Source organism: Halomonas sp. BL6 (assembly GCF_006228115.1).
In the GTDB taxonomy this organism is placed as follows: domain Bacteria; phylum Pseudomonadota; class Gammaproteobacteria; order Pseudomonadales; family Halomonadaceae; genus Vreelandella; species Vreelandella piezotolerans.
Genome location: NZ_VDGL01000003.1, coordinates 514500 through 528020, shown reverse-complemented (window position 1 = coordinate 528020; position 13521 = coordinate 514500). Strand labels below are relative to the sequence as shown.

The 13521-nt window shown below is 60.3% G+C and carries 14 protein-coding genes; 4 read left to right on the top strand and 10 right to left on the bottom strand.

Going from position 1 to position 13521, the window contains the following annotated elements:
* Nucleotides 1–8 precede the first annotated feature (8 nt).
* The 4 genes from FHJ80_RS09135 to FHJ80_RS09120 form a co-directional block, all read right to left on the bottom strand.
* On the bottom strand, nucleotides 9–1208 hold the full coding sequence (locus FHJ80_RS09135; protein ID WP_139526724.1) for a YbfB/YjiJ family MFS transporter: 1200 nt from the start codon (nucleotides 1206–1208) through the stop codon (nucleotides 9–11).
* A gap of 101 nt (nucleotides 1209–1309) precedes the next feature.
* Entirely contained in the window at nucleotides 1310–1645 is a 336-nt protein-coding gene (locus tag FHJ80_RS09130) for a zinc ribbon domain-containing protein YjdM (protein ID WP_139526722.1), read from the bottom strand.
* 94 nt (nucleotides 1646–1739) lie between these two features.
* Complete coding sequence (locus tag FHJ80_RS09125) at nucleotides 1740–2789, bottom strand: DUF2235 domain-containing protein (RefSeq protein ID WP_139526720.1); 1050 nt, start codon at nucleotides 2787–2789, stop codon at nucleotides 1740–1742.
* A gap of 125 nt (nucleotides 2790–2914) precedes the next feature.
* A complete protein-coding gene (locus FHJ80_RS09120; protein WP_139526929.1) occupies nucleotides 2915–4585 on the bottom strand; it encodes a methyl-accepting chemotaxis protein in 1671 nt (556 codons plus the stop codon).
* Nucleotides 4586–5204: 619 nt separating this feature from the next.
* Between FHJ80_RS09120 and FHJ80_RS09115 the strand changes: the two genes are divergently transcribed.
* Complete coding sequence (locus tag FHJ80_RS09115; protein ID WP_139526718.1) at nucleotides 5205–6173, top strand: putative zinc-binding metallopeptidase; 969 nt, start codon at nucleotides 5205–5207, stop codon at nucleotides 6171–6173.
* 26 nt (nucleotides 6174–6199) lie between these two features.
* Here the strand turns inward: FHJ80_RS09115 and FHJ80_RS09110 are convergent, their stop codons facing one another.
* Both FHJ80_RS09110 and FHJ80_RS09105 read right to left on the bottom strand, forming a co-directional pair.
* Nucleotides 6200–7093, bottom strand: coding sequence for a dihydrodipicolinate synthase family protein (locus FHJ80_RS09110; RefSeq protein WP_139526716.1), 894 nt, complete (start codon nucleotides 7091–7093; stop codon nucleotides 6200–6202).
* 55 nt (nucleotides 7094–7148) lie between these two features.
* Nucleotides 7149–7901 (bottom strand): SDR family oxidoreductase, encoded by a 753-nt coding sequence (locus tag FHJ80_RS09105; protein ID WP_139526715.1) that lies wholly within the window; start codon nucleotides 7899–7901, stop codon nucleotides 7149–7151.
* 174 nt (nucleotides 7902–8075) lie between these two features.
* On the opposite strand from FHJ80_RS09105, the gene FHJ80_RS09100 reads away from it, so the two are divergent.
* Together FHJ80_RS09100 and FHJ80_RS09095 are read left to right on the top strand one after the other, a co-directional pair.
* Nucleotides 8076–8903, top strand: coding sequence for an AraC family transcriptional regulator (locus tag FHJ80_RS09100; protein ID WP_139526714.1), 828 nt, complete (start codon nucleotides 8076–8078; stop codon nucleotides 8901–8903).
* A gap of 27 nt (nucleotides 8904–8930) precedes the next feature.
* Nucleotides 8931–9542 (top strand): LysE family translocator, encoded by a 612-nt coding sequence (locus tag FHJ80_RS09095; RefSeq protein ID WP_139526712.1) that lies wholly within the window; start codon nucleotides 8931–8933, stop codon nucleotides 9540–9542.
* On the opposite strand, the gene FHJ80_RS09090 is transcribed toward FHJ80_RS09095, so the two are convergent.
* The 3 genes from FHJ80_RS09090 to trpB all read right to left on the bottom strand — a co-directional run bounded on the left by FHJ80_RS09090 (nucleotide 9526) and on the right by trpB (nucleotide 12095).
* A complete protein-coding gene (locus FHJ80_RS09090; RefSeq protein WP_139526711.1) occupies nucleotides 9526–9846 on the bottom strand; it encodes a hypothetical protein in 321 nt (106 codons plus the stop codon). The two genes, FHJ80_RS09095 and FHJ80_RS09090, sit on opposite strands and share 17 nt — an antisense overlap.
* Nucleotides 9847–10008: 162 nt before the next feature.
* A complete protein-coding gene (trpA, locus tag FHJ80_RS09085) occupies nucleotides 10009–10857 on the bottom strand; it encodes a tryptophan synthase subunit alpha (protein ID WP_139526709.1) in 849 nt (282 codons plus the stop codon).
* A gap of 20 nt (nucleotides 10858–10877) precedes the next feature.
* Nucleotides 10878–12095: a tryptophan synthase subunit beta gene (gene trpB, locus FHJ80_RS09080; protein ID WP_139526707.1), complete on the bottom strand. Its 1218-nt coding sequence runs from the start codon at nucleotides 12093–12095 to the stop codon at nucleotides 10878–10880.
* A gap of 122 nt (nucleotides 12096–12217) precedes the next feature.
* On the opposite strand from trpB, the gene FHJ80_RS09075 reads away from it, so the two are divergent.
* The gene (locus FHJ80_RS09075; RefSeq protein ID WP_139526705.1) at nucleotides 12218–13108 is read left to right on the top strand and encodes a LysR family transcriptional regulator; all 891 of its coding nucleotides are present in this window, start codon (nucleotides 12218–12220) and stop codon (nucleotides 13106–13108) included.
* Here FHJ80_RS09075 and FHJ80_RS09070 read toward each other — a convergent pair.
* Nucleotides 13105–13503 (bottom strand): VOC family protein, encoded by a 399-nt coding sequence (locus FHJ80_RS09070; RefSeq protein ID WP_139526703.1) that lies wholly within the window; start codon nucleotides 13501–13503, stop codon nucleotides 13105–13107. The genes FHJ80_RS09075 and FHJ80_RS09070 overlap by 4 nt on opposite strands.
* Between the last annotated feature and the right edge of the window lie 18 nt (nucleotides 13504–13521).

Here is a 13521-nt window from a genome sequence, read left to right as displayed (position 1 = left end):
TTGTTCGGTTATTGGGCAGACGCATGTGTGCGGCGCTGCTGTACGCCCTGGCTAAGCAGTACCAGCATCAAGCCAAGGGCAAGCGCCATGCCGCTGATGGTAAAGAGTGGCGTGTAGCTGCCCCACATGCCAAACAGCGCCGACATGCCATACCCTGCCCCTGCTTGGGCGGCGGCGAACGCGGCCGTGGCTCGCCCCCAGAGCTGCTTGTGGGCGGTGGGCCCGACCAGCTCGGCCAAGCAGCCAGAGGTAAGGGCCACGATGCCGGGAATCATCGCTCCTACCATGAACGAGGAAATCGATTGGCTGAGCAGGGCAAGCGAGAATACCGGGAGCAGAACGGCGGCGGCCTTGGCGGCAAAAGCGATCATCAAGCCGCCTTGCCAACCCACGCGCTGCGCCAGCGCCCCCACCATGAACGGCCCGCATAGCGCCCCCACCCCAAAGATGCCCCATTGCAAGGAAGCAGATTGCTGGCCGAGGGCGTGCTCCCTGGCAAGATAGTCCACCCAGAACACGGTATGCGGTACGAACCCCACCGCATCCAGGGCGTAAGCGCCAATGACCAGCAGCACTATGACCTTTACGCCCGCATAACGCGCGGCGCTATTACCCACCGGGCGTGTGATGCGGGGTGCGGGCAAGCGCGCGACGCCACGGTCGCACAAGACGCCCGCCGCTAAACTAAGCAGCCCCAGCGCCCCCCAGGTGAGCGAGAGGCTGACCCCGAGCAGTAACGGCACGACGAAGGCGGACAGCAGCGCGCCAGCGCCAATACCGGTAAACACCAACGCGCCGATACGGGTTCGCCTTTCCGGGGGCGTGGCCGCCAGCGCCAGCGAGGGGCCTACGACCATCAAGATCCCCCCGGCCACTCCCGACACCAATCGCCAGAAGAAGAACCAGAGAAAACCACCTGCCCCAGCGCAGAGCAAGAAGCTGAACCCGATACTCGCAAAGCTCGCCGTCATCACCCAGCGGGGCGCGAAACGCTCACTCAGCGAGTGGGCAACGAGCGCGCCGACAAAATAGCCCAGCAGGTTGGCCGCCCCTAAATAAGCACCCTGGCTGGCGCTAAACCAGCCTTGCTGGATGATCGCGGGCAATAGGGGCGTGTAGGCGAAGCGCGCGATGCCAATCGCCGCGAGGGTCGCCATGATGCCTGTCATCAGCGCAGGCAGATCGTCGGTAGTGAGGGGTCGCGTCATCACGCCAGTTCCTTAGGGTGTCGCCCTGGCAAGCGTCGCTGCCTCCTTGCAAGGCTCGTGAGGTTGGATTTAGGAAACACCGAGGCGCACGATCGCCCTGCTCACGCCTTTTTCACAAATTGCGCGGTCACCATCATGTCGCCTGCGCCGTCTACTTTGCAGTCTAGCTGGTGGTCTTTGCCCTCTTTTAGCCGTTTGATGACGGCTTTGGTGCCGATCTTGAGCACTTGAGAGCTGCCTTTCACCTTGAGGTCTTTGATCAGCGTGACTTTGTCGCCTTCGGCCAGCGGCGTGCCGTGGGCATCGGCTACGTTCACGGCCTCTTCAGCGGCGGCTTCTTCAGGGTTCCATTCGTGGGCGCATTCGGGGCAGACGAACAGGCGCTGATCCTGATAGACGAATTCCGATTGGCAGCGGGGGCATGGCGGGCAAGACATAAGCAGCGGCTTCTGTAGTGAATGAGCGGTGATAATACCCAGCTAGGGCGTTTTTGGCGACGAGCGTTCACGCCCTGGCGCACCCGGGCGCTACCTAGGGGCCTGGCGGAGTCACGTTGGCGTCTGTCAGGGTGCGCGGCCGGTAGTGGCACGCGGCGTCGGCCCAGCGCGACCAAACGGACTCATCGACGGAGACGTTCACCGCAGGCAGCCCTTGCATTCCTTGCGCGTAGCATCGGTAGAAGCGTGCGTCGCTCGACTGTCGCAGGCGTTTGTATTTGGCGTACCAGCCCCCCAGGAAGGCGGCGTAGGAATCGATGGGATCGGTTGCCCAGGCGTTTTCCGCAACGTCTGGGTAATCCAGCTTCAGGCCCGCCTGGGCTGCTTTCTCGACCATCCACAGCAGCGGTATATCGGCCAACGCATCTCGCGGGCCATACCCGCCGCCCACATTGGCATGAGCGCCAATGAACCAGCGCTGCTGTACGTCGCGATTAGCCGGTTTTTGCTGGCCGTCCGCGCTGGTCCAGAGGGAGACGTTGTAGTCCGCTCGGTGTTCGTCCAGCGCCACGGCCTGATAGGCGTAGTCGACGATGCTGGAAAGCTGGGTATCGTGCCAGTCGTAGTAGCGCTTGAACAGTTTGGTGCCGGGCACACCCAGCGCGCCTACGGTGTCCCATACCCCAATGAAATGAACCCGTGGCTGGCGGCTAAAGTTTGCCTTGAACGCTTTACACGCATCGCTATCCGGATGCAGCTCCCGGTCTCGATACAGTTGCTCGGCTTTATCGAGCAGGCTGGGCGTCACCACATGCACTAGTCCGCATTTGCGCATCATCCCCACGAGGCTTCTAGCGGTATAGGCGCCGCGGCTGAACCCGAATATCCAAATCTCGTCCCCTTCGCGGTAACGCCTTGCCAGCCAGTCGTAGCCTTTCCGCAGGTTGTCACTCAACCCGTAGCCAAAGGCGCCACCAATGAAACGTTGATACCGAGAGGTGCCGACACCAGGGTCGTAATAGAACCGCTGTTTGACACCCTTGTCGTCATCATGGAGGAGCCGCGTCAGTCGGTACACGTTCGTTTGGTCTTCTGGGTCGTTCCAGGTGCCATCGAACAGCAGTATCAATTTTTGCTGGGTCATGTGTCTCTACCGCTGGTGGAAAGGCAGTGGCTAGCCAGCCAGGATACTGACACAGTAACCTAAAAATTGAGGGCGCCCAGTTAAAAATGCCCCAGCACAGGCCAGGGCATATATCTTTCAAGGGCTTAGAATGAGGCCCACTCCTCGACCTCTTGGCGGGCAGCCTGCGCCGGGCGGAGAGCCGTCGCCTGGGGCTTGGCGGCGGGGCGCTGAACCTTGGGCGGTAACGCTGCCTGGGGCTTCTCCGTGGTCGCCCCTTTGAAGAACGCCACTTCTTTCATCAGCGCCTCGGCTTGAATCTGCAGGGAGCGGCCCGCCGCGCTGGACTCCTCCACCAAGCTCGCGTTGAGCTGGGTCACGCTGTCCATCTGCGCAATGGCCGTATTGACCTGGTCGATGCCTTGAGACTGCTCGTGGCTGGCCGTGGCGATCTCGCCCATCAATAACGAGACGCGCTGGACACCGCTGACGATCTCTTCGAGGGCTTTGCCTGCCTGGTTGACGAGGGTAGACCCATTGCCGACTTGCTCGATGCTCTCCTCGACCAGTTGCTTGATCTCTTTGGCTGCATTGGCGCTGCGCCCGGCCAGGTTACGCACCTCACCGGCCACCACGGCAAAGCCGCGGCCCTGCTCACCTGCTCGGGCGGCTTCCACCGAGGCATTGAGCGCCAGCAAGTTGGTCTGGAAGGCGATTTCATCGATCAAGCCGACGATACCAGCGATTCTGCGGCTCGAGGCGTTGATGCCCTCCATCGCATTCACCGCTTTCCCCGCGATTTCACCACCGGCATTGGCTTGTTGCGTCACCGCGTAAACGAGCTTTTCGGCTTCGGAGGCGTTGTCCGCGTTTTGCCGAACCGTGGAGGTGATCTCATCCATCGAAGCGGCCGTTTCCTCGATGCTGGCCGCCTGTTGCTGCGTCCGACTGCTCAGGTCTTCGGTGCCATGGGCAATCTCTTCCGCCGCCCCGTTCACCGATTCGGCGTTGTGACGAACGGACATCACCACTTGGGAAACCTTGACCTCCATGGCCTTCAATGCCTTGAGCATGTCGCCAAACTCATCTTTGCAGGTAATGTTGATGGCGTTATCCAGCTGGCCTTGCGCCATGGCGTTGGCGAGCGCTTGCGCTTTGCCTAGTGGGGTCATGATGCCGCGAATCAGCCATATCGCCAGCAGAATGCTCACGATCACCGCCCCTGCGATCACGCCGATGATGATATTGCGCGTCCATACATAGTCTGCGGACGTTTGCTGATGAGAGGCCGCTGCTTGAGCGCTGTTACGATCGATCAGCGCGTGAAGCGAATCGAGCACCTGCGGGTAGGCTGCCCGTAACGTCGTGGTGGCGATGCGGCGGGCCGCGTCGAAATCATCGTCGATCATCGCTGTGTTCACCTCATCGATGCCAGCGCGCAGCACCGCCAGCGATGCGATGAACTCTTCGGCGATACCGCGTTCGACCTCGTCAGACACCCGCTTGGGGAAATAGTCGTTCCAAGCGGCATCGATCAGGGCATCGTTTTCGGCGATCTCTTGCTGTGTCGTCACGGCAGAGGCAGGGTTGCGGTCACGCTGCTCCGCCGTGATTTTTACGCGGGTGCTAAGCAGTGCCTCGTTCACTTCCCCCAGGTCGACCAGCGTCAGCACGTTGCCTTCGAACGTTCGGGTAATGGCATCGTTCATTTTGCTTAAATGGTAGAGACCGAATACTCCAACAGCGACCAGCATGACAACACAGGCGCCCAAACTCACCGCCAGCCGTCTTTTCACGCTTTTTTTAAGATATAGCATGGCCATTATTCTCATTAGTCCGCAACGAACCGCTTTGATAAAAGGAGTGTCATTGCGTCAAGAAAAGTGCCGAGATGAGGCACGTTCAAAGAGGCAATGCGCGTTATCCGTTGGCTGGGGTATCGAGGGCTTTACGACTCAGACAATGTCTTATAAGGAGGCGAGCCAATGTCCTACACAACAGATAGCAAATATCCTACAAAACAAATGGTGGATGTCTTACAAAAATCGCTGCTGCAATCGTAAACAAATATAAAATTCATACAAAACAAAGTGTTAATAAAAAAAATAAATGAAAGCATGTAGGTTGATCGACGCGCTTTTGACGGTGTTGAACATATTTATTGGGAAAACAGCTTTTTCACTCAACACGCTTTTAACTAGCTCGCTATTAAGTAAAACTCACGCCTAACTATTGGTAAAGATAACGTCTAAGAAACACCTAACTTTATTCACTATGACTGGCATATGAACTGGCACGCCTGGCGTTCGAGAAACGTTTTTTGGGTGCGCTCGTCGCATCGAAACCACGCTCCTTTCATCCTTGCGCAATCGCCGTTGGCGTCCCTTGGCCTCGGCTCCTAGACTGAAGCTTCGTTTCTCTTGAGATACCCGGCCTATGCGCGTGTTTTCTAATCCGGTCGGTGCCGGTTCACTCTGGTTCGATAATTTGGTCACGGCGGATGGTGTGCCGGTGGCCTACGACCCCCAAGCGCGGGCGTTCATTCCCATGCCGCCCTTCTGCGCCAATCGCGAGGTGATTGGCTGTAACTGGATTGCCCCGAAGCAGGGCGAGTTCTGTCGCGCCTGCGCGATGACCGCCCTGGCGCCAGACCCTTCCATTTCCGATGCGATACCCCATTGGGCGCACACCGAGGCGGCCAAGCGCTGGGTCATCGATAATCTGGGCCGCTGGCACTGGTTTCGCCGGGAAGACCCGGGCGCGCCGCCGGTGTTTCATATGTTGGCAGAAGGCGGTACGCCGGTGCCCATGGGACACGTGGGGGGCGTGGTGACGATTAGCGTGGCGGAAGCGGATGCCGTGCTGCGCACCACCCGTAAAGAGGCGCTGGATGAACCCTACCGCACCATGATTGGCCATATGCGCCATGAAATCGCCCATATGCTGTGGTGGCGGCTTAGCCTGCGAGAGGATTTTCTGGCGGCCTTCCGCGAGACGTTTGGCGATGAGCGGGAAGACTACCCGGCGGCGCTGCAGCGCCACTACCAAAACGGCCCGCCGGCGGATTGGCAAACGCGCTTTCTTTCCACCTATGCCTCTTCCCACCCCCATGAGGATTGGGCAGAAACCGCCTCGCACCTGCTGCACCTGACGGATATCACCGACAGCTTCGTATCCTCGGGCATGACCTCGCCCGCGCTACCGGACGACCACAACTGGGATGCCTACGCCGAGCCGGACGCCGAGCGGCTGATACATATTGCGGCCTCTTTGGTAGCGGGCGTGAACCACGTGAATCGCTCGATGGGCCTGTCGGATCTCTATCCTTTCGTGCTCTCCGATGTGGCCCTGCGCAAGCTGGCATTCGTCCACGACTGGCTGCGGCGTGGGGCGCAAGGGCTGTAAACCACGTGCGCTTCGCTCGATGCGGTTTAGTAAAGGCCCAGAGTTTCGATCACCGCTGCCACCTGTTGGCGGGCCTCCCCTTGCAGGGTGTTCAGCGGCTGAGGCAGGCAGGGGGCACTCACGCGGCCAGTGAGTTCGGCCATGGTCGCCACCACTCGCAGGCTGCCACCATAGTCGTGATACAGCGCCCATAGCGGGGCCAAGGCGTCGGAACGGGCTTGGGTTACTTCGGCGTCGCCCGCTTGGGCGGCGCGGGTGAGCGCCAGCGCGAGTTCTGGGTAGAGCCCGCCGATCACCGAGTACCACGCCTCGCAGCCTGCCAGCAGGCCCGTGGCGGCGGCGGGGTCGCCGCTGATCCCGATGGTCACATCATGAGGAATCAGCGCCCGCAGCCGCGCCACACGAGCGTTGGCCTCGTCTAGATGGTTGGGCACCGGCGGAATTTTGATCGAGCGCACCTGGGGCAGCTCGGCAATGCGCCCGTGCAGTTCGTCGCTGAACGTAAAATGCGTGGTGCCAGGGTTGTCATACACGCACAGCGGTACGCTGATGGCACGGCTGACGGTGCTGAACAGGTTAAACACGTCGTCATTGGTGAGTTTTTGATACGACACCGGCGCTAACAGTAGCCCGCTCGCCCCGGCCTGCTGGGCGTGCTCGGCATTGGCCAGCACATCGCGAGTGCGCAGCGCGCCAATGCCCACCACCACCGGCACCCCAGCGGCGTTTTCCACGCTCAGCTTGGCCACTCGGGCCCGCTCCTCCACGCTCAAATAGGCGTAGCTGCCGGTCGAGCCCAGCACACCGATGGAATCCACCTTCGCGTGGGCCAGCCGGGCCACTAGCTGGATGAACTCCTGCTCGTTGATGCCCTGCTCGTTCATGGGGGTCAGCGGAAATGCACTCAGGCCGGTAAACATGGGGGCGTCCTTTTTTGGGGGGCTGCCTGGGCAGCCAAGGGGGCTGGTCAGGGCGTTACAGGCCACCCGCCAGATCCAGTAAAGTGCCGGTGGCAAAGGATGACTTGTCACTGGCCAGCCAGACAATGGCTTCTGCAACTTCGGAAGGCTGGCCACCCCGCTGCAGGGGGATGCGAGACTTCAAGCGGTCTACGCGGGCAGGCTCGCCACCGAGTGCGTGCATCTCGGTGTAGATGAGGCCGGGACGCACTGCATTCACGCGGATGCCTTCGGCCGCGACTTCCAGCGCCAACCCCCGAGTCAAGGTATCCACGGCCCCTTTCGAGGCGGCGTAATCCACGTACTCGTTGGGCGAGCCGCTTTTGGCGGCCATGGAGGAAACATTGACGATACTGCCGCCCGCGCCGCCCTGGCGGGTAGACATGCGCTGCACGGCCTCCTTGCAGCAGAGAAAGCAGCTCATGACGTTCTTTTGCAGCACGTTGCCAAAACGCTCCGGCGAGATATCCACCAGCCGCGCCTGGGTGTTGAGAATGGCGGCGTTGTTGACCAGCACCGTCAGTGTGCCGAGTTCCTGATCGACCCGGCGAAACAGGTTCGCCACCTCATCGGCTTTCGACACATCCGCCTTCACGGCCAGGCAGCGCACGCCCAGAGCAAGGATGTCACTGCGCACACGCTCGGCGGCCGCGTCGTTTTCGACATAGTTGAGGCACACATCGTAGCCATGCCGGGCGAACAGCCGGGCCGTCTCGGCACCAATGCCTCGACTCCCGCCGGTAATCACCACCACGTTGGGGTTTGCCATGCGCTCTCCTCGTTTGCCAGCGTTTTGCGAATGCCGCCCACTGTGTACGTCTAGTGAATATACACTGACACCGCCGTTGAGCAATTATGTACAAGCCACGCTGGCGCCCGCGTCATATCCTGAAACGGGTCAGGTTAAGCCCGCCCTGGGCCGAATGCGATCAAGGAGGTTGGCATGGGCAGCAGCCAGTTCGAGTTTTTCAAAAATCACCATGTGCCGTCACTGACCGTCTTGAAAGCGGCCATCGAGGATTTTAGCTATGACCGTCATGCCCACGAGGAGTACGCCTTTGGGGTGACGCTGGCGGGGCGGCAGGATTTCTTCAGCGGCGGGCAGTTTCATCGTAGCCCACCGGGCAACGTGATTCTGTTCAACCCTGAAGAGGTTCACGACGGCCACGCTGGCGGTGAGCAGGCCTTGGGCTACGTGATGGTATACGTGCATCCCAACCAAGTGTTGCCGCTGTTCGAGGAGCTGCTTGGCCGCCCACAAACGTCACCGTTTCGCTCCCGGAGTACGCTGATTCACGACCCGCTGCTGCGCCAGGCGATACAGGAAGTCGCACGCCTGACCACGCATCAAGCGGGCAGCTGCATCGACCAGGAAAACGCATTGTATCGCGTGATCGAGCGTATGGTTCAGCTTGGCGGGCACATGGTGACTGGCCAACGTACCACTCGCCCAGACACGCTGTTGGGCCACGCCAAAACGTATATTCATGAGCATCTTGAGGCAGATATCTCGCTGGACGATATCAGCCAGGCCGCGCATTTGTCGAAGTACCACTTTTTGAGGCTATTTCGCCAACAGTTCGGCATGACCCCTCATCAATACGTGATCAATTGCCGCGTGAACGCCGCCCGCTCCGCGCTCGACCAGGGCGCGCCACTCACCGAGATAGCGCTGCGTTTCGGCTTTGCGGATTTGAGCCACTTCAACCGCCGTTTCAAACGCATCTACGGCATGACCCCTTTCCAGTACCAACGCGACATCACGCGTTAAGCATCACGTCCACCTAGAGGTTTTCTCATGTTAGCAATCGTCGCCTATGCCCTGGGCGTCATGTACACGCCTGGGCCTGTGAATCTGTTGGGGTTGAATGTCGGTATCAACGGGCAGGGTAAAACCTCGCTGGGGTTTTGCCTGGGCGTGGGGCTGGCCATGCTGCTGTACTTGCTGGTGTTGGGGTGGGCGGGAGCCGCCTGGATATCTCAAGACTCCCTGGTGCTGCTCAGCGCGCTCGGCTGCGCTTATATCCTGTATCTGGCCTACAAGGTGGCCCGCGCCAATGCCACCCTGGATACCCACGCCCCGGCGCCACGCATGCTCAGTTTTCGTGATGGCCTGATGATGCAGTTACTCAACCCCAAAGCCATGGTCGCGACTCTGCCTATCGCGACGCTGCAGTTTCCTGCCGAGGGTATTCAGGGCATGAGCCTGTTTATCTGGGCACTAGGGCTGGCCGCTCTGGCGGCAGGCGCCCCCGGCAGCTATGTGGTGATCGGCAGCTTGCTTGGCCAGCGCGTCAGACAGCCAACGTTTATCAAAGGGTTTAACTGGATAATGGCAGGATTGCTGGTGGCTGTATCATTATCGATTGGCTACGAGCATGTATGGCTGGTGGTTACTGCCCAAAACTAATCCCCAAGCGCAGCGCTTGCAGGCTATCGAGCTGTAACGTGACGTCATCAGAGAACAGCGGGTGGCCTTGTAATTGCACATTGACTGCTGCCTGGGAGCCACGGTAGCTAAGCGTCACGGCAATATTGGCGCTGTCGCTCACCGGGGCCAGCCAATCGTACTCGACGTCATCCACGCTCACCGATGACAGCCCACGGGCTTCTAACTGCTGCTCGACTTCCTTCTCGATCACCACGCCATAGTAGAAATAGAGTCCTGCGTAGCCCAACCCCAGCAGTACCAGCAACGAAAAGAGCTTGCCCATAATTTTCCTCTGTTTGAGTACACGTGACGTTATCCCGCCGTCAAACGTGGATGATGCCTGTTTTCTAGAAACAACGGCAAGTTGGGCGTGGTGGATTCAGTAAAACACAGAGCGGACCATCATGGCCCGCTCTGTGTTTTTGATAGCGCTTTCCCACTTCCTTCAGGCTGGCAAACTGGCATGTTCCTGCTGGGCTTCTCGGCAGCCTCTCACACTCTCCGCCAGCGCTTTGACGAGCCCATGCACCCGCGACACGGCGTCATCGCCGCTGCTGGCGTGTTCGATGCAATCTACCAGCGCGGAGCCCACGACCACGGCGTCGCTGAAGCGGCCAATGGTGACGGCCTGTTCGGCGGTGCGAATGCCGAAGCCCACGGCAATGGGTAGCGGCGTGTGTTCGCGCAGCTGGTGCACGGCGCTTTCCAGACGCTCGGGTGTGGGGGCACTGCCGCCCGTCACACCCGCCACGGAAACGTAGTAGATGAACCCGGAAGCGTTGGCCAGCACCTTGGGTAGCCGCTTGGCATCGGTGGTGGGCGTGGCCAGGCGGATGAAATCGATGCCGTGCTGAGCGGCGGGCTGGCACAGCTCTTCGTCGTGCTCGGGAGGCAGGTCCACCACGATCAGCCCGTCTACTCCGGCCTGGGCGGCGTCACTGAGAAAACGCTCGACGCCGTAGCAGTAAATCGGGTTGTAGTAGCCCATCAGCACGATGGGAGTCGTGCCGTTTTGTTCACGGAACTGGCGCACCATGTCCAGCGTTTTGGCCTGGGTTTGGCCATTTTTCAGGGCGCGCAGGGCAGCCTTTTGAATGGCGGGGCCATCGGCCATGGGATCGCTGAACGGCATGCCGAGCTCTATGATGTCCACACCGGCCTCCGGCAGCCCGTGCAGCAGGCGGCGGGAGGTCTCGGCGTCCGGGTCGCCGGCGGTGAGGTAGCTGATCAGCGCGGGCCGGTTTTGCTCTTTGAGCGCGGCAAAGCAGTCGTCGAGTCGAGAGGTACGGTTCATGGTGTTCTCCTGGGTCGCGCTCATGAATGTGTCATGCCGAAGCGGTCGCCTAAATGCTCGGCCACGCTGTTCATGTCCTTGTCGCCGCGTCCGCTGAGGTTGACCACCATCAGGTGCTCGCGGGGAAGTGTTGGCGCGCGCTTAGCCACTTCGGCCAGGGCGTGGGCGGTTTCCAGGGCGGGGATGATGCCCTCCTGGCGGCAGCAGATCTGGAAGGCTTCCAGCGCTTCGTCATCGGTGGCAGAGACGTACTCGACCCGCCCCTGTTCGTGCAGCCAGGCGTGTTCGGGGCCGATGCCGGGATAATCGAGCCCGGCGGAAATCGAGTGAGCGTCGATAATCTGGCCGTCTTCGTTTTGCAGCAGATAGGTGCGGTTGCCGTGTAGTACACCTGGCGTACCGCCGTTTAGGCTGGCGGCGTGCAGGCCGCTCTTGACGCCTTTACCGCCCGCTTCCACGCCGACCATGTGCACGCTGTCATCATTGATGAACGGATAGAACAGTCCCATCGCGTTGGAGCCGCCGCCCACGCAGGCAATCAGCGAATCCGGCAGGCGGCCCTGCTTTTCGAGCATCTGGGCGCGGGTTTCGTGGCCAATCACCGCCTGAAAATCGCGCACCATCGCCGGGTACGGGTGCGGCCCTGCCACGGTGCCAATGATGTAGAAGGTGTCGTCGACGTTGGTGACCCAGTCGCGCAGCGCTTCGTTCATGGCGTCTTTCAGCGTACCGGTACCGGAAGTGACCGGCACGATCTCCGCGCCCAGCAGTTTCATGCGGAACACGTTGGGCTGCTGGCGCTCGATGTCGGTGGCGCCCATGTAGATCACGCAGGGCAACCCAAAGCGGGCCGCCACGGTGGCGGTGGCAACACCGTGCATGCCTGCACCGGTTTCCGCGATGATCCGTTTCTTGCCCATCTGCTTGGCCAGCAGTACTTGGCCAATGCAGTTGTTGATCTTGTGCGCGCCGGTGTGGTTTAGCTCTTCACGCTTGAGGTAAATGCTCGCACCACCGAAGTACTCGGTGAGCCGCTCGGCAAAGTAGAGCGGATTGGGGCGCCCTACATACTCGCCCTGGAAATAGGCCAGCTGACGCTGAAACTCGGGGTCATTTTTTGCAGCGGCGTACTCATCCTGCAGCTCGAGAATCAGCGGCATCAGGGTTTCGGCCACAAAGCGGCCACCAAAGCTGCCAAACATGCCGTTGGCATCGGGTAGGCTTAACGGTTGGTTCATCACGACCTCTGCGTTTTGGGTGCGATTTAGGTTTGTGAAGACGTTAGCGCAGGCAGGCGGGAAGAAAAATCGATAAGATGGCAAGCACGTGTGAGTTTTACGCAACTGTTTCAGGAGACCCCATGCAAAACAGCCTGCCGCCCTTGAGCGCCCTGCGCGCCTTTGAAGCCACTGCCCGGCTAGGCAGCGTGACCGCTGCTGCCGATGAGCTGAGCGTGACCCACGGCGCGGTAAGTCGCCAGCTAAAGAGCCTGGATGAGCATTTTGGCGTGGCGCTGTTCACCAAGTCCGGGCGCGGGTTGGTACTTACCCACCACGGCGAACGGCTGCAGAGCGGCGTGGGCGAAGCCTTTGCAAAACTGAGGGATAGTTGCACGTTGCTCAAGTATGAGGTGGAAGAAGCGCCGTTTACCCTGGCCTGCCCCGGCAGTCTGCTGGCCCGCTGGCTGATTCCTCGTTTAGACCGCTTGAACCAAGCGCTGCCGGAGCTAAAACTTCAGGTGGTGGTGAGCGATGCCGAGCAGCCTGGCCAGCCGGAAACCAGTGTCACGCTGGCCTTTTTCGAACCGCCCTGGCCTGAAGAGGGTGAATTGATCACGCTGATGCCTGAGGAAATTTGCGCCGTCGCCAGCCCCCGCTTGGCTAGCGTTTGCCAAAACGCTGATCCGGCAACGCTATTTGCCAATAAGCTCCTTTATACCGCCTCGCGCCCCCAAGCGTGGCCCCAGTGGGCAGCCGCTCAAAAGTTGAATGGCAGCACCTTGGAAACGGCTCTGAAGAAGGGCCAAGGTTTCGCGCATCTTTATTACTTAATGGAAGCCGCCGTAGCGGGCTTGGGGGTAGCTATCGCCCCTAGGCTACTGGTGGAGGACGACCTAAACAGCGGCCGGCTAGTCGCCCCCTGGCGCAGCATCGAAACCCCGGCCAGACTTTGCCTATGGCTACCCAAACACACCAACGCCCGCCGCAGCGAAGCGCTGGTGGATTGGTTACTAAGGGAGTTGAAAGGTTAGAGTCCTACTCGGTGCGGATACACCACGAACGCCAGCTTGTTGCCATCGGGGTCGCGCACATAGGCGGCGTAGAAACCGTCGCCATACTGCGGGCGAAAACCCGGTGCGCCTTCGTCGCTTCCACCGCTTTCCAGGGCGAGGTGATGCAGGGTGTCGACCTCTTTGATATCGGCGAATTGGAAAGCGGTCATGGTGCCATTGCCGACGGTGGCCTCGTGACCATCGAAGGGGTAGCCTACGAAGTATTGGGGCACGTTGACATCGTCCGGGTCACCGAATGAGACGCAACTATCATCTTGCCAACAAATATCCAGCCCCATGGCATTGAACAGCGGCGTATAGAACCGCAGAGCACGCGCGAGGTCTTTCGTTCCCACCATGGTATAGGCCAGCATGCGCGTTCTCCTTACAAG